15 protein-coding genes are annotated in these 18055 nt (G+C 53.5%); 14 read left to right on the top strand and 1 reads right to left on the bottom strand.

Annotated features, from left to right (window positions below; all coding sequences use genetic code 11):
- Positions 1–326 precede the first annotated feature (326 nt).
- From ACKGJP_RS27950 to ACKGJP_RS27930, 5 genes are read left to right on the top strand one after another with little or no spacing between them, the layout of a single operon-like run.
- Positions 327–1166: an electron transfer flavoprotein subunit beta/FixA family protein gene (locus tag ACKGJP_RS27950; RefSeq protein ID WP_409342057.1), complete on the top strand. Its 840-nt coding sequence runs from the start codon at positions 327–329 to the stop codon at positions 1164–1166.
- Complete coding sequence (locus ACKGJP_RS27945) at positions 1163–2203, top strand: electron transfer flavoprotein subunit alpha/FixB family protein (protein ID WP_409342056.1); 1041 nt, start codon at positions 1163–1165, stop codon at positions 2201–2203. The genes ACKGJP_RS27950 and ACKGJP_RS27945 overlap by 4 nt, the downstream gene beginning before the upstream one ends.
- Positions 2196–3491: an FAD-dependent oxidoreductase gene (locus tag ACKGJP_RS27940; protein ID WP_409342055.1), complete on the top strand. Its 1296-nt coding sequence runs from the start codon at positions 2196–2198 to the stop codon at positions 3489–3491. The genes ACKGJP_RS27945 and ACKGJP_RS27940 overlap by 8 nt, the downstream gene beginning before the upstream one ends.
- Positions 3488–3787: a ferredoxin family protein gene (locus ACKGJP_RS27935; protein ID WP_409342054.1), complete on the top strand. Its 300-nt coding sequence runs from the start codon at positions 3488–3490 to the stop codon at positions 3785–3787. Before ACKGJP_RS27940 ends, ACKGJP_RS27935 begins: the two co-directional genes overlap by 4 nt.
- A gap of 5 nt (positions 3788–3792) precedes the next feature.
- Positions 3793–3969, top strand: a complete 177-nt coding sequence (locus ACKGJP_RS27930; RefSeq protein ID WP_409342053.1) for a hypothetical protein — start codon at positions 3793–3795, stop codon at positions 3967–3969.
- A 1158-nt stretch (positions 3970–5127) separates the two neighbouring features.
- Here the strand turns inward: ACKGJP_RS27930 and ACKGJP_RS27925 are convergent.
- A complete protein-coding gene (locus tag ACKGJP_RS27925) occupies positions 5128–5658 on the bottom strand; it encodes a DUF3221 domain-containing protein (protein ID WP_409342052.1) in 531 nt (176 codons plus the stop codon).
- 197 nt (positions 5659–5855) lie between these two features.
- Between ACKGJP_RS27925 and ACKGJP_RS27920 the strand changes: the two genes are divergently transcribed.
- The 9 genes from ACKGJP_RS27920 (at position 5856) to ACKGJP_RS27880 (ending at position 17933) form a co-directional block, all read left to right on the top strand.
- The gene (locus ACKGJP_RS27920; protein ID WP_409342051.1) at positions 5856–6491 is read left to right on the top strand and encodes a serine/threonine protein kinase; all 636 of its coding nucleotides are present in this window, start codon (positions 5856–5858) and stop codon (positions 6489–6491) included.
- 110 nt (positions 6492–6601) lie between these two features.
- Positions 6602–7474 carry a LysM peptidoglycan-binding domain-containing protein gene (locus ACKGJP_RS27915; protein WP_409342050.1) on the top strand — a complete coding sequence of 291 codons (873 nt, stop codon included), beginning with the start codon at positions 6602–6604 and terminating at the stop codon, positions 7472–7474.
- 345 nt (positions 7475–7819) lie between these two features.
- Positions 7820–9541, top strand: a complete 1722-nt coding sequence (locus ACKGJP_RS27910; RefSeq protein WP_409342049.1) for a glutamine--tRNA ligase/YqeY domain fusion protein — start codon at positions 7820–7822, stop codon at positions 9539–9541.
- Positions 9542–9673: 132 nt separating this feature from the next.
- Positions 9674–10504, top strand: coding sequence for a metallophosphoesterase (locus tag ACKGJP_RS27905; protein WP_409342048.1), 831 nt, complete (start codon positions 9674–9676; stop codon positions 10502–10504).
- A gap of 247 nt (positions 10505–10751) precedes the next feature.
- Positions 10752–12416 (top strand): extracellular solute-binding protein, encoded by a 1665-nt coding sequence (locus ACKGJP_RS27900; RefSeq protein ID WP_409347269.1) that lies wholly within the window; start codon positions 10752–10754, stop codon positions 12414–12416.
- 86 nt (positions 12417–12502) lie between these two features.
- Positions 12503–13408 (top strand): ABC transporter permease, encoded by a 906-nt coding sequence (locus tag ACKGJP_RS27895; protein ID WP_409347268.1) that lies wholly within the window; start codon positions 12503–12505, stop codon positions 13406–13408.
- 116 nt (positions 13409–13524) lie between these two features.
- Positions 13525–14409 carry a carbohydrate ABC transporter permease gene (locus ACKGJP_RS27890; protein ID WP_409342047.1) on the top strand — a complete coding sequence of 295 codons (885 nt, stop codon included), beginning with the start codon at positions 13525–13527 and terminating at the stop codon, positions 14407–14409.
- A 42-nt stretch (positions 14410–14451) separates the two neighbouring features.
- On the top strand, positions 14452–16185 hold the full coding sequence (locus ACKGJP_RS27885; RefSeq protein WP_409342046.1) for a sensor histidine kinase: 1734 nt from the start codon (positions 14452–14454) through the stop codon (positions 16183–16185).
- Positions 16186–16259: 74 nt separating this feature from the next.
- Positions 16260–17933: a response regulator gene (locus ACKGJP_RS27880; RefSeq protein WP_409342045.1), complete on the top strand. Its 1674-nt coding sequence runs from the start codon at positions 16260–16262 to the stop codon at positions 17931–17933.
- Positions 17934–18055: the final 122 nt, after the last annotated feature.

Genomic DNA, 18055 nt, shown 5'->3' with positions numbered 1-18055 from the left:
CGGCAAAATCGAGCGGCTAGGAGCATGCCGGCCAAGTCGCGTTAGCGGCGTCGGCGGTCCATCAAGTTCGTTGCTTCTAGCCGTAACGGCTAACTTGGAACGTACGGATCGCAAGTATTCGCACAAACGATTAGGAATACGCTCCAGCGGCTGCATTTGTAGGGTTATTTTGACCGGCGAGCAAAAAACAAACATGTTATCCCGCATACGCCAATATAGTTAAGTAATTGGACTACATGGCGAAGGTGAAGCTTTCGCACTGCATGGGCCGGGCATGTCCGTTCCAGCGTGCGAAAGGTAGCCAAGCCTTAGCGGGGTGGATACCTATGCTGCATATCGTTGCCTGCATCAAGCAGGTGCCAGACACGAAAATCATCAAGATGAATCCCAAAACGAACACGATGGACCGGTCCAGCGCCCCGGCCATTCTGAATCCGTACGACGCGCATGCGGTGGAGGAGGCGGTGCGGCTGAAGCGGCGGTATGGCGGGACGGTGTCCGTGCTGACCATGGGGCCGCCTCCTGCGGTCAAAGCGATCCGCAAATGCATCGAGATCGGCGCGGACGAAGGCTATCTCATCACGGACCGCGCGTTCGCCGGTGCGGATACGCTGGCCACAAGCTATTCGCTGACGAAAGCGCTGGACAAGATCGCACAAATCAAGCCGATCGATCTTATCCTCTGCGGCAAAATGACGATCGACGGCGATACCGGCCAAGTCGGACCCGGGATCGCCAGAAGGCTGGATATCCCGCCGCTGACGTCGGTCAACAAGATCGTCGAAATAAACCGCGAGGAAGGCTACGCAATCATCCACCGCAAGCTGGAGGACGGTCATGAAGTCATTCGCTCGACGCTGCCTTGCCTGATGTCCGTCGAGAAGGAAATTAACGAGGTGCCGTATTCGCCTCTGCCCAACATGATCAAGGCGGCGCGCTATCAGCCGCACATTTGGGCGGTAGCCGACCTTGGCGAGATCGACCGCACCCAGCTGGGACTCAAGGGCTCGCCGACGATCGTTTCGGCCGTATGGGCGCCGCAGAAGCCGCAAGGCGGCACGATGCTGGACGGGGGGGCGGGCGACCAAGTGGACCGGCTGCTCGGCATACTTCTGGAGCGGAAGGAATTGTTTCAGGCGATCGAAGAAGGAGGTGGGGGCGCGTGAGTTTCGACGATTACCGCGGCGTATGGGTGTTCAGTGAAATCAGGGACGGCGGCATCGCGCCGGTGTCGCTGGAGCTGCTTGGCGCGGCCCGGCAGCTTGCGGATAAGCGCAAAACCGAGGTGGCCGGCGTTCTGATCGGGGAAGGCGTGAAGCATCTCGCGGCTTCGCTGTTTGCTCACGGAGCGGATACGGTTTACGTATACGACGCTCCGATTTTCCGGCATTACCGGACGGAAACGTTCATGCAGGCGATGCTGCACTGCACGAATAAGCATAAGCCGGAAATCTTGCTGTACGGCGCCACGTCAACCGGCAAAGATCTGGCAAGCGCGGTCGCAACCGATTTGCCGACCGGGCTAACGGCGGACACGACGATTCTCGACGTCGAGGAGGATACGGGCCTGCTGCTCGCCAGCCGTCCTGCGTTCGGGGGCAATATTATGGCGACGATCCTGTGCAAAAAGTACAGGCCGCAAATGGCGACCGTACGGCCGAAAGTCATGAAAGCGCTGCCCCCCGATCCGCTGCGGACCGGGCAGATCGTCGAGGAGTCGATCGATCTCAAGGAGGAGGACGTCCGCACGAAGGTGCTCGACATCGTCCGGGCAACGGTGAAGAAGGTCAAGATAGATGAAGCGGATATAATCGTGGCAGGGGGCAAGGGTCTCGGCAGCCGCGAAGGCTTCGGGCTGATCCACAGGCTCGCGCAGACCATAGGCGCGGCGGTCGGAGCCAGCCGCGACGTCGTGGAGGCGGGCTGGGTCGAGCACCACCACCAAGTGGGGCAGACCGGCGTAACGGTAACGCCCAAAATCTACTTTGCGATCGGCATCTCCGGCGCCATTCAGCATATCGTCGGGATGCAGAATGCCGGACTCATTATCGCCGTCAACAAGGATCCGGCGGCGCCAATTTTCCAGTCGTCACACTACGGCATCGTCGGCGACGCTTTCGAAATCGTTCCGATGCTGATCGAACGGTTCAAGAGCGAGCCGGTACAGAGCGTGCTTCGCGGGAAGGAGGCCAAACATGCCTGACAAATTCGACTGTATCGTCGTTGGGGCGGGTCCTGCGGGCATTGCCTGCGCATATGAGCTGGCCAAGGCCGGCGCGAGCGTGATGCTGATGGAGCGGGGCGAATACCCGGGCTCCAAAAACGTCATGGGCGGCGTGCTGTACCGGAAAATGATGGAGGATATCATTCCCGATTTTTATAAGGAAGCTCCGCTGGAGCGGCCTATCGTGGAGCAGCGGTTCATGATGCTCGATAAAGAATCGTCGTTGACGTTCGGCTACAAAGGGCTCGAATGGGCGCAGGAGCCGTATAACAATTTTACCGTGCTGCGGGCAAAATTCGATCAGTGGTTCGCGCAAAAGGCTGTCGAGCAGGGGGCGCTCCTCATATGCGAAACGGTGGCGCTCGAATGCATCACCGAAGGCGACCGCGTCGTCGGCGTGCGCACCGATAGGCCGGAAGGGGACGTGTACGCGGATGTCGTCGTGCTTTGCGACGGCGTCAACTCGCTGCTGGCGAAGTCGCTCGGCTTCCACAAGGAGTTCAAGCCGGACGAAGTGGCGCTCGCGACGATGGAAATATTGAAGCTCGACAAAGCGGTGATCGAGGACCGGTTCAATTTGGAGGAAAATCAGGGCTGTACGATCGAGCTGTTCGGCGATGCGACCAAGGGCATTCTGGGAACCGGCTTCCTGTACACGAATAAAGATACGCTCAGTCTCGGAGTGGGCACGTTACTATCCGGCCTTATCAAGCATAAAATAAAACCGTACGAATTATTGGAATATGTAAAAAAGCATCCCATGATCCGCAAGCTCATTCAGGGGGCGGAGCCGCAGGAATATTTGGCGCACCTGATTCCGGAGGGCGGATACCATTCCATGCCGCGCATCGTCGGGAACGGCGTGCTTGTGGCCGGGGACGCCGCGCAGCTCGTCAACGCCATTCACCGCGAAGGCTCGAATATGGCGATGACGTCGGGACGGATTGCCGCCGAGACCGTTCTGCTGGCCAAAGCGGCGGGCGACTTCTCCGAACGGACGCTCGGTCATTACCGGGAGCGGCTGATGGCCGGCTTCGTCGGACAGGATCTGAAGAAGTATAAGGATTCTACGCATCATTTTGACAAGTTTCCGCAATATTTCGAGCAATATATTCCGATGATGAGCCGCGCCGCCAGCCAAATGTTTACGGTAGACGGGAAATCGAAATGGGAGAAGCAGAAGCAGATTTGGCGCGATCTCGGCACCGCGAAACAGAAGTTCAAAATCGCTCGGGACCTGTACCGGGCCTGGAAGGTGATCAAATGACGACCGATGGAAGCAAAGGCCAGTCGATCGAGGAGAAGCAGTATTTGCTCCGTTTCAACGCCGATACGAAGTCGCATTTGACCGTTATGGACGCGGACGTTTGCCTGACTAGCTGCCCGGATAAGATTTGCACGATTTTTTGCCCGGCCGAAGTGTACAAATGGGAGGATATCCGCATGCATGTCGGCTACGAAGGCTGCCACGAATGCGGGAGCTGCCGGATCGGCTGTCCGCACCAGAACATCAAATGGGAATACCCGAAAGGCGGCCACGGAATCGTATTCAGACTGGGGTGATCGGCATGCTGGAAATCGGCGATTGCGTCATCTTTGCGCTTGATGGGGCGAGAGGAATCGTGATGGAGGTTAAGCTGCCGCTGTGCCATGTGATCTGGGAAGATTTTTTCGTAAGCTGGGAGGATGAAGCGTCGCTGCAGAAGGACGACCGATTAACCGAACGGCAGCGGCTGTCCCGGTAAGAAGGACGGACGCCTGTCGCAGAGAAGGCCGGCGAGGGACGTCGCTAGTTGCGAATCGTTGAGGGGACTAGAGTGGAACGTGTGCCTGTCGCCGTAACGCCGAGGGGAGCTAAGCGGGGCCGTAAGTCGAGGCGTGGAAAAGGGAGTTACTGCCTGAGGCCGCAACGCGATTGCGGCTTTTTTTGCGTGGTGTGACGCTGTGTGAAGGTACATATTGGCATATAGTAAAGCTGCATATCGAGATAATGAACCTGGCTTCACTATTAGTGAACGTAAATTCACTAAATTTCCAGGAAACGGGCTTGTGAGCCGGTTAGTGAAGGTAAGTTCAGTAATAGTGAACTTTAGCGCCAAATAGTCCGGTTTGGTTCACTAAACGAGACATTGGGGCTAGAAAAGGGGGAGATAGTGAACTTTGCTTCACTAATAGTGAACTTGGGTTCATTATCGGCTGGAATGAGGTCAATACAGGCAAATCGGAGTAGAGTGGGGGAGGGATGGTAGATAACGCAGCCACTCCCAGCACCAAAAGTAACTCCAGTTAGTTCAGCCACTTCCAGCACCAAAAGTAACTCCAGTAACCCCGCCCATCTTCCAGCACTAAAAGTGACTCCAGTTACGCAGCCATTTCCAGCACCAAAAGTAACTCCAGTAACCCCGCCCACTCCCAGCATCAAAAGTAACTCAAGTTACGCAGCCACTTCCAGCATCAAAAGTAACTCAAGTTACGCAGCCACTCCCAGCACCAAAAGTAACTCCAGTAACCGCAGCCACTTCCAGCACTAAAAGTAACTCAAGTTACGCAGCCACTCCCAGCACCAAAAGTGACTCCAATAATCGCCGCCGACTCCAGCCCCTAAAAGTACTCCAGTACCCACAGCCGACTCCCGCCACCGAAAGTGACTTTAGCTGCCAAAATTACTACCTGGTACTAGCCGGTAACAATTATTATATATTTCCAATAAAATGTCCTATTTCTGAAGCAAAATGATTCCGTCCACACAATGCCATCCGGCAATCAACGTTAAATCAAACGGCACCACTCAATCGGAGCCACACAAACAGCATCGAAACAAACCGATGGCCTTCTAAAATATCCACGCAAGCTGCCTTGCCGCTCTCTTCTACAGCCGCAAGGCAGCCTGCATTCGTGCCGCATCAGGGAGCGGAAGCGGCATCAATCCGCACCTCGGTCGGGTTGCCGGGACGGAGGTAGTCGTCCAGCTCGATCCGCCAAACCTTTTCGCTTGGCAAGAGCTCTGCGCGGTTTACGTACAAGCTGTTCCTATCGGCGTGCTGCGAGAGCGCTTTTTCGACCGCTTCCTGTTCGGAAAGGATACCGGGCTTCTTCGGCGCTTGTTCCAGCAGTTCGATTTTGGCGGCGTTAGCCTGGGCGGGATACGACAGCGCAATCGGTCCATGAATCGTGACCCTTACCTTATGCCCCACTTGCAGTTTTCCGGCTGTAATTCCTTTCCATTTGGCGTTTGTGACTCCAAGGGACATGGCCTCCGGCGCTTGGCTGTTTTGCATGTTACTGCTGGCATCGCCGATAACGAGTATCGAGGCTGCGTTCTCTTTAATGACGTAGCCGATTAGTTCCGTCGAGTCATCGTCTTTGCCGCATCCGGCAAGAAGCAAGAAGAACAGAGTCAATAGAATCGGAACGGAAACGGACGATCGTTTCATGGCTTCCTTACCTCCATCGCAATTCGCATCGTTTACACGATATAACGTTTCCGCGGATGAATTAGTTGCTTGGACGAAGCTTTACGAGGAAGCTTCCCAAAGTTATTTTCTGCCAAGCATTGCGGCCTCAGAGGTTATCTTCGTTTTTCTAAGATGATATACTGGCAGTAATGAAGAAGTCTGGGAGAGAACGGACGATGCACAATTTGGTTCAAACTGTCGAAGACGAACTGCTGCCGCAGCTCGAGATCGAAAGCCCGCACACTCAAGATCCGGTGACCGTCGGCTTCGTGCCGCAGCCATGGAAGCTGCTGGGTACGGGCAATTATGCGGCCGTCTTCTTCCATCCGGGCGCGCCGGATAGGGCGGTGAAGGTGTATGCGCCGGGCCGGAGAGGGCTGAGGGAAGAAGCGGAGGTGTACCGAAGGCTGGGCAGTCATCCGGCCTATTCCGAGTGCTATCACGCCGATGAGCGCTACTTGATACTCAAAAGGCTTCATGGCATCACCTTATACGATTGCTTGCGCAGGGGGATCCGCATCCCCAAACAGGCTATCCGCGATATAGACGAAGCGCTCGATTATGCAAGGAAACGCGGTCTGCATCCGCACGATATTCATGGGAAAAATGTAATGGTCGAGCAAGGACGCGGCAAAGTGGTCGACGTATCGGATTTTTTGAAGCGGGAATCTTGCGAAATGTGGGATGATTTCAAGAAAGCCTACCATGCCTTATATACTCCGCTGCTGCTTCGCCGGCCTGTTCCGCTTCCTGATTTCATCTTGAATGGGGTGCGCAGAGGGTACCGCCTGTTCAGACGTTCGGGAAGGTAATGTTCATCCATATCATGGAATTTATTTTAGTGTTACCAATATTTATCGCTTTCATCCTTCCCTTTCCTTCGCCTATGATAGATTCATAACATCATAGAGGAGCTGAATGGATGAAAAGGAAACTGTTATCAAGCGCTATCGTTGCCGTTGCCTCCATGTCTGTGTTCGCTACAACCACTTTGGGGGCGTCTTACACGGTTCAACCGGGAGATTCTCTTTATAAAATCGCGGCCAAGCAGGGGACGACCACTACGAAGCTTAAGTCGGACAACGGTCTGACTTCCGATATGATTATGCCCGGCCAAGTGCTGAACGTATCCGGACCGGGTACATACACGGTGCGTAACGGGGAAACGATGTGGATCATCAGCCAAAAGCTGGGTGTATCCTTGGAAGCGCTTATTGCAGCGAACAAGCAGATTTGGAATCCCAACTACATTGAAGCCGGCTATATTCTCAACATTCCTTCCCGCGGTTCCGCCGGGCAATCGCAGACACAGGCGCCGGCAAAGCCGCAAACGTTTGCGGACGGCTTCTTCCCGCTGCCGAAGGGCACGTATGAGACGCTGTCAAACAATTACGCGGACGAGCGTTATTGGACCGGTAACGGCTATGAGGAGAGAAAGCATGAGGGCGTCGATATTTTTGCGCCTAAAGGCACGCCGATCTACAGCGCCGCGGCGGGCGAAGTCATCAACTACGGCTGGAACCAGATGGGCGGCTGGCGGTTGACGGTAAGAGTGGACGGCTCGACGGTATTTTACTACGCACACATGTCGGCTTATGCGCCGGGCATGGGCAAAGGCGCCAAAATCGCCAAAGGCCAGCTAATCGGCTATGTCGGCAGCACCGGCTACGGTCCGGAAGGCACGGACGATCAATTTGTGCCGCATCTGCATTTCGGCATTTACAAGACTAACAGCTCGCCATGGACGACGATCGATCCGTTCAACCATCTGCGCTACTGGGAATACAATCGCTGAACATAAAAAAATCCCCCGTTGACGAGGGATGAGAGAGTACGGTTTAATCCAAGCGACAATCTCATCCTCCTAACGGAGGATTTTTTTTGCACAAAAACGATCTTAATGCTGTCCTCTTCATTATCGTTGAAAATTTTGTATACGTGCCTTACTATTTTTGCCCGTCCGCGAATCGCTAATAAAGAAGCCTGATTTGCGTGCTAACTATTTCCTTTCGCGGCAAAACGTATTAACATAGACGAAGATAACGAGCCGGCCAGCACGGAGAGCGTTTTTCATTTTTCCCCTTTTGGGTAATATGTTATAATAGCCGGAAACGAATTAGCGGATAGGAGTAGGTAACAAATGGAAAACAAGCCGACGGCTACGAATTTTATTAAGCAAATCGTAAAGGAAGACTTGGATTCAGGCAAAGTAAATACGGTCGTCACCCGGTTTCCCCCCGAGCCGAACGGCTATTTGCACATCGGTCATGCCAAGTCCATCTGCCTGAATTTCGAGCTTGCGGACGAATACGGTGGACGGACGAATTTGCGCTTCGACGATACGAATCCGGTCAAGGAGGATCTGGAATTCGTCGAAGCCATCAAAGCGGACGTGAAGTGGCTCGGCTTTGATTGGGACGGGCTCTTCTTCGCTTCGGACTATTTCGAGCAAATGTACGATTACGCGGTGAAGCTGATCAAGAAAGGCAAGGCGTTCGTTTGCGACCTGACGGCGGAGGAGATGCGCCAAACGCGCGGCTCGCTTACGGAGCCGGGGCAAAACAGCCCTTACCGAGACCGTTCTGCGGAAGAAAACCTCGACCTGTTCGAGCGGATGCGCAAAGGCGAGTTTCAGGACGGCTCGAAGGTGCTTCGCGCCAAAATCGATATGGCTTCGCCGAATATCAATCTGCGCGATCCGGCGATATACCGGGTGCTTCACGCGCATCACCATAACACCGGAGACAAATGGTGCATTTACCCCATGTATGCGTTCGCCCATCCTCTCGAGGATGCGATCGAAGGCGTGACGCATTCGATTTGCACGCTCGAATTCGAGGATCAGCGTCCGTTCTATGATTGGGTGATCGAGGAATGCGAAACCACCTACCGCCCGCGTCAATACGAGTTTGCGAAGCTCCGCTTGACGGACCTGGTGATGGGCAAGCGTTACCTGAGACTGATGGTTCAGGAGAACATCGTCGACGGCTGGGACGATCCGCGCATGCCGACGCTTTCCGGCCTTCGCCGCAGAGGCTTTACGCCGGAAGCGATCCGCACGTTCTGCCGTGAAATTGGCGTAACGAAGAGCCATAGCGTGGTCGATTGGCGGTATTTGGAGCATTTTGTCCGAGAAGATTTGAAGCTGAAGGCGCCTCGTACGATGGCTGTCGTCAACCCGCTGAAGGTCGTCATCACCAACTATCCGGAAGGGCAAGTGGAAATGCTCCCGGCCGAAAACAATTCGGAGAACGAGGAGATGGGCAGCCGTGACATTCCGTTCTCGCGCGAGATTTATATCGAGCGGGACGACTTCATGGAGAATCCGCCGCCGAAATATTTCCGGTTGTTCCCGGGCAACGAAGTGCGTTTGAAGCACGCCTACTTCATCAAATGCGAAGAAGTCGTCAAGGATGAAGCGGGTCATGTGATCGAGCTGCGTTGCACATACGATCCTGCTACGAAGTCCGGTTCGGGCTTCAACGCCCGCAAGGTAAAAGGGACGATTCACTGGGTGGAAGCGAGCCAGGCGGTACCGGCCGAGTTCCGGCTGTTCGAGCCGCTCTTCGCGGAAAATGCGGATGCGGGCGCCGCTGCCGAGCAGGCTGCTCCCGAACAGGCTTCCGCAGAGGAAGAGGAAACGGAAGCGGGCAATGTGGACGCCTCGTTCCTGAGCCGCCTCAATCCGAAATCGCTTGAAGTCGTGCAAGGCTTCGTGGAGCCGAATATGAGAGAGGCGCAGGGACAGGATAAATTCCAATTTTTCCGTCATGGCTATTTCAATGTCGATCCGAAGCTGACGACTGCGGAGAAGCCGGTGTTCAACCTGATCGTATCGCTGAAAAGTTCTTTTGAAGTATAGACGTATAGGCTTGCAAGAGGCGAAGGCTGTTGATGCATAAATCGGCAGCCTTCTTCGTATGGTTATAAGTTGGCTGCGCCGCACAGGGGACGGGAAACCGTTTCTTCTGCGAAGAGTAAAGAGGGAGGTTGGATGATGGAAGCGGGAACGCTTATTGTCGCTGGGTTGCTGCTGTTCGCGCTTGCGCTGGCCTTCTATTTGCATCAAACCTGGGTTGTGCAAAAAACGGTAACCATGCTTAAACGCCCGTCTGCGTTGACCCAAGATGCAACGATCGTGCAACTTTCCGATCTCCACGGCAAAACGAAATTTTTGAACGGATCCGTAAGCGGCATCGTCAATGGGATAAAGCCCGATATCGTTTGCGTCACCGGCGATTTGACCAACCATTTGTGGCAGCTGCCGAATGTCCTTCGCGAGCTTGGCCGTATCAGGTGCAAGCATATTTATTTCATTCCCGGCAATCACGAGTGGTATGACTACATGTGGCTTCGGAAAAGAATGTACAGCGGGGAGCAGTACGCGGAAACGATGAACCGCCTTAGGCGGACGGGCGTTATGGTGCTGGAGAACGAATGCGCCCTCGTTCCGCTAAAGGGCGGCCAAATCGCGGTTTGCGGCTACGATAACTCGTTCTACGGGAACGAGCGGGAAGCCCGGCCGCCGGCTAACGAAAGCATCGCCTACACGATAGCGCTCGGGCATTCGCCCGAAATCGTCGATTTTCTGCAGCGCAGACGAATCGAGTACAACTTGCTGCTGGCCGGCCACACGCACGGCGGACAAATCAAGCTGTTCGGCTTTCCGCCAGGAAAATACGACCATTTCCATATCGGCCATAGAAAGCTTGACCCGAACCGCAGCTTCTATATCAATCGCGGACTCGGCAACGTGCTTATCCCGCTGCGCATCGGCAGCAGACCGGAGATTGCCGTCTTTCGGCTCGGCGCTTACCGGAAATAGGCGATCTGCAGCGAGGCCGAATTTGGGACAACTCTTCTGAACGGACGAATAAAGTGTCACCGGCATCGGCACCGATCCGGTGCTTTTTTTGTATTCCCGTTGCCGCCTCAAGAGGTGTATATCAAAGTAAAGACTAGTATATAGTAGGCGGTCGCCTCGCTCTTTATACTAAAGCTATCAAAGGAGCTGAAACGCGTACAGCATCCTGATGAATAATTTGATTCTTTTTAGGAGGGGTCGTATGAACATGAAATGGAAAGGGAAAGGCGTTCTCGCCGCAGCACTAATCACAAGTCTTGCCGCCACGGCATGCAGCAGCAAAACGGAAAACAACCCGCAGCCGGCTGCATCGGCATCCCCATCGGCATCGGCTTCGGCATCCGCATCGCCCGATACGAAAAAGGTGCTTGAGGTATCGACGATCCGTGAAAGCGATCCGTACCTGAAGTTTGACGCAGGCGAAAGCTTCGACAAAAATGCGGTATACGACGCATACGAGAAAGACGCCGGAGTCAAAGTGACGAACAAATGGATTGCCGCCGATAACGCCCAGTTCAAGGAAAAGCTGAAAATGGCCATTGCCTCGAACGATATTCCCGACTTTTTCCCGGTCGATGCGGCCCAACTCCAGCAGCTGATCGAAGCGGATATGATCCTGGACCTGACAAGCGTTTACGACAAATATGCTACGGACAATACGAAAAAGTTTATGAAGATGGACGGCGGCCTTCAAATGAAGTCGGCAACGATTGGCGGCAAGCTGATGGGCCTTCCGCGAACGTCCAATCCGTTCAACGCGCAATTCGTGTACCTTCGTACCGATTGGCTCAAAAAGCTGAATTTGCCCGAGCCGAAAACGATGCAGGATTTGATCAGCATCGCGGAAGCGTTCAAGACGAAGGATCCGGGCGGCACCGGCAAAGCTTACGGCATCGCGTTCAATAAGGACTTTAAAGACGGCGTGACCGGCATGATCGGTTTCATGAACGGGTTCCATGCCTATACGGATACGTGGATCGACGACGGCACAGGCAAGCTTGTCCTCGGCTACGTGCAGCCTGAAATGAAAAACGCGCTGCAAGCGCTCCAGGATATGTTCAAAAAAGGGCTGATCGACCCGGAATTCGGCGTCAAAGATACGCAAAAGGCGTCGGAGCTCATCTTTAACGACAGCATCGGGATCGTCTACGGAGCCGAATGGGCGCCTGCACACTTGGCAAAAGGCGCAGTGAAAGACGGCAAGGTCGTGCAGGAATGGGGCGTATTCCCGCTTCTCTCCAGCGACAGCAAACCGGCCAAGATGCAAATCGGACTGGGCTCCGACCAGTACTACGTCGTGTCCAAGAAGGCCAAAAATCCGGAAGCGGTCATCCGGCTGCTCAACAACTGGATTGTCGTCGACAACAACCAGACGGAAGAAAACAAGGTTTACGAGTTCGGCAACGACCGCAAGGAAAAAGGCAACAACTACTGGCTGCTCAATCCGCTGACGGTGTACAACCAATCTAACACGAACGGAGAGGTACTTCCGAAGGCGATCGCCAATAAAGACGCGAGCCTGGCAAAGACGAAGGACCAGAAAACGCGGTACGAGCGCGCCATGAAATATGTAAACGGCGATACGAGCATGTGGTGGGAATATTTGATTTCGGGTCCTAAGGGAGCGGTTTCGTACGTTCCGGACATGAAAAAGAACAATCAGTTCGAGCAAACGAAATTTATCGGAGCGTCGACGCCGACGATGGTCGAGAAAAATGCGATTCTCGAGAAAAAGCGCGACGAAGTGTTCTTCAAGATTATTATGAACCAAGTGCCGATCGACGAATTCGACAAATTCGTAGCCGACTGGAAGAAGCTCGGCGGCGATCAAATTACCAAAGAAGTGAACGACTGGTACGCGAAGAACAAATAGATCTTTGCAGAGGGGAGGGATCGGATCAAGCACGATCCCTCTTTTTTTAAAATATAAGTTTATTTAAGTATAGGCGGTGTTGCATGATGAAATCGATCTCGCGCATGTGGAAACGGGAATGGCCGCTTCATGCGATGCTGATTCCGGGACTGGTCTTCGTCATCGTGTTCAGCTATATTCCGATGGCGGGCATCTTGATGGCTTTTCAAAAATATATTCCGACCAAAGGGCTGTTCGGTTCTCCGTTCGTCGGACTCAAAAATTTCCGCTTTCTGTTCGATTATCCCGATATCGGCCGTATTTTCTTCAATACGATTTACATTGCCGTCATGAAAATACTCGCAGGGCTGTTCTTTCCGATTTCGATCGCCATCCTGCTGAACGAGCTGAGCAGGCAATGGATCAAACGAACGTTCCAAACGCTCGTTTACTTACCGCATTTCTTGTCGTGGGTGCTACTGAGCGGCATTCTGATCGACGTGCTTTCCCCGTCCAGCGGGCTCCTTAATCAAGTGCTCAGTTCGCTCGGCATCGAGCCGATCTTTTTCCTGGGCGATAACCGCTGGTTCCCTTACGTCATGGTCGTCTCGGACGTCTGGAAGGAGTTCGGATTCGGCACGATCGTTTACTTGGCTGCATTAACCGGCATTAACCCGTCGCTGTACGAAGCGGCGGAGATCGACGGCGCAGGACGCTGGAAGCAAACGCTGAACATTACGATACCGGGCATGATGCCGATCATCGTGCTGATGCTTACGTTAAACATCGGCAACGTGCTCAATGCCGGCTTCGATCAAATATTCAACTTGTACAGTCCGCAAGTATACGAAAGCGCCGATATTATCGATACGTTCGTTTATCGGATGGGCGTTCAGCAGTCCCAGTTCGGGTTCGCTACGGCAGTCGGGCTGCTAAAATCGGTCGTTTCTTTCCTTTTCCTCTCGGTTTCATATTTTCTCGCCTACCGTTTCGCAAACTATCGCATTTTTTGAAAATCACAATGGATAGTTTCACATTATAAAAAGCTGATATTTCATCGGTAATCGCCAGCTTCCTTAAAAATCGCCATACGCGTTTATCCTTGAAATCGAACTGACGAGGTGTTCGTATGCATTACAAAATGTCACTGGGCCGGCGGTTGTTCTTAAGCGGCAACCTTATCTTCTTGGCGGCGATCTCGTTTGCCTGCCTGATGCCCCTTATTCATATACTGGCTTTATCGTTCAGCTCCGGTGCGGCGGCTTCGGCCGGCAAGGTCGTGCTGTGGCCCGTCGACTTTACGACCGCCGCTTATGACAACGTGTTCGGCAAGCCGGAATATTTACGCGCCTTCGTGGTTACGCTGAAACGTGTCATACTCGGAACGGCTATCAGCATGTTTTTGACCATCATGACGGCATATCCGCTGTCGAAGGATACGAGCCAGCTTCGGCTGCGTACGGTATACGTGTGGCTGTTCGTGTTTACGATTTTGTTCAGCGGTGGCCTCATCCCTTGGTACTTGACGGTCAAGTCGCTCGGATTGATCAATACGATTTGGGCGCTCGTGCTCCCTGGAGCGTTAGCCGTGTTCAACGTCATTTTGCTGCTCAATTTTTACCGCAGCCTGCCTAAGGAGCTGGAGGAGTCGTCTCGAATGGACGGAGCCGGACATTTTGCTACGCTATGGAAAATATATGTGCCTCTGTCCCTGCCTGCGCTTGCCACTACCGGTCTGTTCACGATGGTCGGCCATTGGAACAGCTGGTTCGACGGCATGATCCTGATGAATCAGCCCGACAAATATCCGCTTCAGACGTTTCTGCAGACGATTATTATCAACCTCGATTTCCGCTTCCTGAAGACGCAGGATGCGGAGCTGATCATCAAGCTGTCCGACCGCACGAGCAAGGCGGCGCAAATATTCGTAGCGGCTTTTCCGATTTTGATCGTTTATCCGTTCCTGCAGCGGTTTTTCATTAAAGGAATTGTGATGGGGAGTGTCAAAGAATAAGTATTCAGGATTCTCTACCAAAGCATAGCGGGTGAACGGACAATGAAGCGCTTTTTCCAATTGAGGGATTCTTCGATTTTCAAAAAAATCATGGCCGCGTTTCTGGCGGTGCTGCTGCCCCTTATGGCCATCACTTGGCTGATCAACGACAAAGGCTCGGACAGCATCCGAAAGGAAATATCGCAGTCGACCTTGAATACGGCCCGCTATTATTTGGAGTCGCTCGATAAGGAAGCGGACCGAATCGTCCGGTATTTGCCGAAATATGTTACGGACGACGACCTGATGGAAATTGCCGCTGCCGGTGACGAATTGTCCTACTACGAACGGATGCAAAAAATTCTGGACATTCAAAAGCGGCTGGCGCTGATGAAAGATTCGAGTCCGTTTATTCAGGAGGCGAAGGCGTATGTGCCGTTGATCGGCCGAACGCTGCTGAGCATCAAATACGAAACGACGATCGACCGGCAGGAATATGCGGCGATGCAGACGAAAAACCTGCAGTACGCGGAACCGTTCATTTACTGGAACGACCGGCTGTTCATCTCGATGCAGTATCCGGCGAATACGCCGCGCGAACCGCTTTTCGTCATCGCGGTCGAGCTTTCCGAAGCCAAGATTCAAGAATCGCTGGCGCAAATCGGCAGCTCGATCGGAGGCAAAAGCGTGCTGATCAATGTCGACCGCGGCTGGCATATCCAGAGCGACCAAGATCCGGCGCTCCTTGCGACGGTCGAGTCTTTTATCAAGGGCAATCAAGCGGAAGGGAAGCAGGAAGGCTACGAGACGGTGCGGTACGAAGACAGCAGCTATCTGGCCGTTTATAAGTACTCCCCGCTCTGGAATTCGTATTCGGTCAGCCTCATTCCCGAAGCGAACGTGCTCGGTCCGATCCAGAAGTACCGGGTATGGTTCTGGTGGGCATGCGCTTTGGCCGTGCTCGTCGTTCTGTTCTTCTCTTACTCTCTGTTCCGGCTTATCTACCGCCCGCTTATGAGGCTCGTTCATTCGTTCCGCCGCGTACAGCAGAACCGGCTGGAGCCGATCGCGATCGACCGCGGGCATGACGAGTTCGGGTACTTGTATCAAGCGTTCAACGATACGATCCAATCGCTGCGAACGCTGATCGAAGAAAACTACGAGCAGCAAATCCGCAACCAGCGGTCGGAGCTGAAGCGTCTGCAAGCGCAGATCAATCCGCATTTTTTGTACAACTGCTTCTTCGTCCTGTGCCGGCTGATCAAGTCGGATCGGCAGAAGGAGAAGGCATACCAGTTTTGTTTGTACATCGGGGAGTATTTTCACTTTATTACCCGAAACGACGAGGACGAGATTCCGCTGGAGCTGGAAGTGAAGCATTCCCGCACGTACGTGGATATGCAGACGGTTTGCTACGGAGACCGCATCCAGGTCAGGTTTGACGGCAACGTGCCGGAGCTGTTCGTACCTAGGCTCGTGCTGCAGCCGATTATCGAGAACGCCTACAAGCATGCGCTGGGCAATATGCGCACCGAGGGCGAGCTTTGGGTGCATAGCGAACGGAATGCGGACGGTTTCGCTTTCTATGTGGAAGACAACGGGAACGCCGTTACGGAGGAAGACATCAACCGGCTGAATAACCGGTTGCGGCAGTCCGAGGGCCGGATCGAGGAGACGACCGGGCTGGTCAACGTCCATCGCCGAATCCAGCTTCGCTATGGCGCCGAATACGGGATCACGATGACCCGTTCCGAGCTTGGCGGCCTGAAAGTACGGATTCATTTCGGCAACCGCTAGAAGCGGCAGCAAGTCGGTGGGCTTGCTGCATGCGGAGCAGCACGACTTCCAGAAACGCTTGAGGAGGGGTTTACATGTACCGATTGCTGATCGTCGACGATCTTCCGATCATCGTGGACGGGCTGCTCGAGCTTTTCGAGCAAACCGCTCACTTGGAGCTCGACATCTTGAAAGCGTATTCCGGCGAAGAGGCATTGGAGGTGCTCCAGAGCAACCGGGTGGACATCGTCATTTCCGACATCAAAATGCCCGGGCTTGAAGGCATCGAGCTGCTGCAGGAAATCAAAGCCCAGTGGCCGGCCTGCAAAGTCATTTTCCTGACCGGCTATAACGATTTTCATTACGTGCAAAGCGCGGTGAAATACGGCAGCTTCGAATATATTCTGAAGATCGAAAGCGACGAAAAAATCATCCGATCCGTCGAGCGCGCGATCGAGCAGTTCGAGGACGAATACGGCCAGAGGCAAATGTTCGAAAGAGCGAACGACCGGATGCGGAAGGCACTGCCGTCGCTGCAAAGAGAATACGTTTCCGGACTGTTGCAAGGCAAGCAGGTGACGGACAACCAATTGGAACGCCATTTCAAGGATATCGATATGCCGCTGCGGGCGGACATGCCGATTTTTTTGCTGCTTGGACGTGTCGACGGCTGGAAGGATATGATAACGGCGCCGGATAAAGCGCTGCTTATTTACGCCGTGCAAAATATTACCGAAGAATTTTTGTCGCCGTTCGTATGCAGTTATTCTTATGTTTACGATCAGTCCAAGATCGTCTGGTTCATTCAGCCAGGAGGCGGGAGCGAGTCGCAAACGCAGCATCATGCATCCGAGGCCGAATGGAAAAAAACGTCCACCTACGTGAGCGGCATTTTGGAGACGATCCAGCGTACGTGCAAGAAGCTGCTGCAGCTTCCGGTATCGTTCATGCTGGGCAGCGAGCCCGTGGCGTGGGGCGGCGTTTTCGACCGGTTCCATGCTTTGAAATACGGCTTTGTATACGGGATCGGCTTGTCCAGCGAGGTTATTTTGAGCGATTCCGACATCAGGCGCTCGGAGGAAAGCCTAAAGGGTGATAAGAAGAACGATTATTTTCATCATACCCGCGTACAGCTCCTTGCTAAATGTCTCGAGAATAGCCATCGCGAAGAGTTTTACAAGCTCTACATGGAGTTTGCGGAAGTATGGACCGACGAGAATTGTCCGTATGAGCGAAAGAAGGAGCTCTATCATGCCATGGCTGCCGTTTTTCTCGCATATATCAACAAAAGCACGGAGATGCGGGCTTATTTGAATGCCGTACACGATTTGGCGCCGCTGTTCAAACTCGGGGAACAGGACTCTTGGCTTTCCATGAAGCAATATTTTTTGCAAACGGCCGATTGCCTGTTTGACTGGAACGCGGCTCAGGGGGCCCAGCTGCCTTCGGAAGTGGTGCAAAAAGCGCATAAGTACATCGAAACGCACATTTCCACGGATATTTCCTTGAACGCGATCGCGGATCACGTTGGTCTCAATCCGTCCTATTTTTCCAGGCTGTATAAGCAAATGACGGGAATCGCGCTATCCGACTACATTAACGATTACCGGAATTTGAAGGCGAAGGAATTGCTGCTCGACAGCACGATGAAGGTGAATGAAATTGCTGCGGTGCTCGGTTATAATTCCGCGCTGGCGTTTATCCGTTTTTTCAAGAAACAGAACGAAACGACGCCGCAGGAGTACAGAATGCTTCGGTTAAACCCGTAACCGTTCCTTATTCAGAGCCAAGTCAACAAAAGTATATGGAATGTAATCAACGATCTCTTTTGACCGTGTGTTCGGCCAAGTACAATCAGAACAGTAGCCGAACACGACAAGGGGGAGAAAGT

This window comes from Paenibacillus litoralis (assembly GCF_046244365.1).
Lineage (GTDB): Bacteria > Bacillota > Bacilli > Paenibacillales > NBRC-103111 > Paenibacillus_V.
Note: the sequence above shows the minus strand (reverse complement) of the source record. Positions and strands in the feature narration are given on the sequence as shown.

Coding starts and splice junctions, on each gene's coding strand:
- ACKGJP_RS27895 (WP_409347268.1), top strand. CDS start 12,503: ATGAAATCGATCTCGCGCATGTGGAAACGGGAATGGCCGCTTCATGCG.
- ACKGJP_RS27930 (WP_409342053.1), top strand. CDS start 3,793: ATGCTGGAAATCGGCGATTGCGTCATCTTTGCGCTTGATGGGGCGAGA.
- ACKGJP_RS27950 (WP_409342057.1), top strand. CDS start 327: ATGCTGCATATCGTTGCCTGCATCAAGCAGGTGCCAGACACGAAAATC.
- ACKGJP_RS27900 (WP_409347269.1), top strand. CDS start 10,752: ATGAAATGGAAAGGGAAAGGCGTTCTCGCCGCAGCACTAATCACAAGT.
- ACKGJP_RS27935 (WP_409342054.1), top strand. CDS start 3,488: ATGACGACCGATGGAAGCAAAGGCCAGTCGATCGAGGAGAAGCAGTAT.
- ACKGJP_RS27915 (WP_409342050.1), top strand. CDS start 6,602: ATGAAAAGGAAACTGTTATCAAGCGCTATCGTTGCCGTTGCCTCCATG.
- ACKGJP_RS27905 (WP_409342048.1), top strand. CDS start 9,674: ATGATGGAAGCGGGAACGCTTATTGTCGCTGGGTTGCTGCTGTTCGCG.
- ACKGJP_RS27890 (WP_409342047.1), top strand. CDS start 13,525: ATGCATTACAAAATGTCACTGGGCCGGCGGTTGTTCTTAAGCGGCAAC.
- ACKGJP_RS27910 (WP_409342049.1), top strand. CDS start 7,820: ATGGAAAACAAGCCGACGGCTACGAATTTTATTAAGCAAATCGTAAAG.
- ACKGJP_RS27880 (WP_409342045.1), top strand. CDS start 16,260: ATGTACCGATTGCTGATCGTCGACGATCTTCCGATCATCGTGGACGGG.
- ACKGJP_RS27885 (WP_409342046.1), top strand. CDS start 14,452: ATGAAGCGCTTTTTCCAATTGAGGGATTCTTCGATTTTCAAAAAAATC.
- ACKGJP_RS27940 (WP_409342055.1), top strand. CDS start 2,196: ATGCCTGACAAATTCGACTGTATCGTCGTTGGGGCGGGTCCTGCGGGC.
- ACKGJP_RS27925 (WP_409342052.1), bottom strand. CDS start 5,658: ATGAAACGATCGTCCGTTTCCGTTCCGATTCTATTGACTCTGTTCTTC.
- ACKGJP_RS27920 (WP_409342051.1), top strand. CDS start 5,856: ATGCACAATTTGGTTCAAACTGTCGAAGACGAACTGCTGCCGCAGCTC.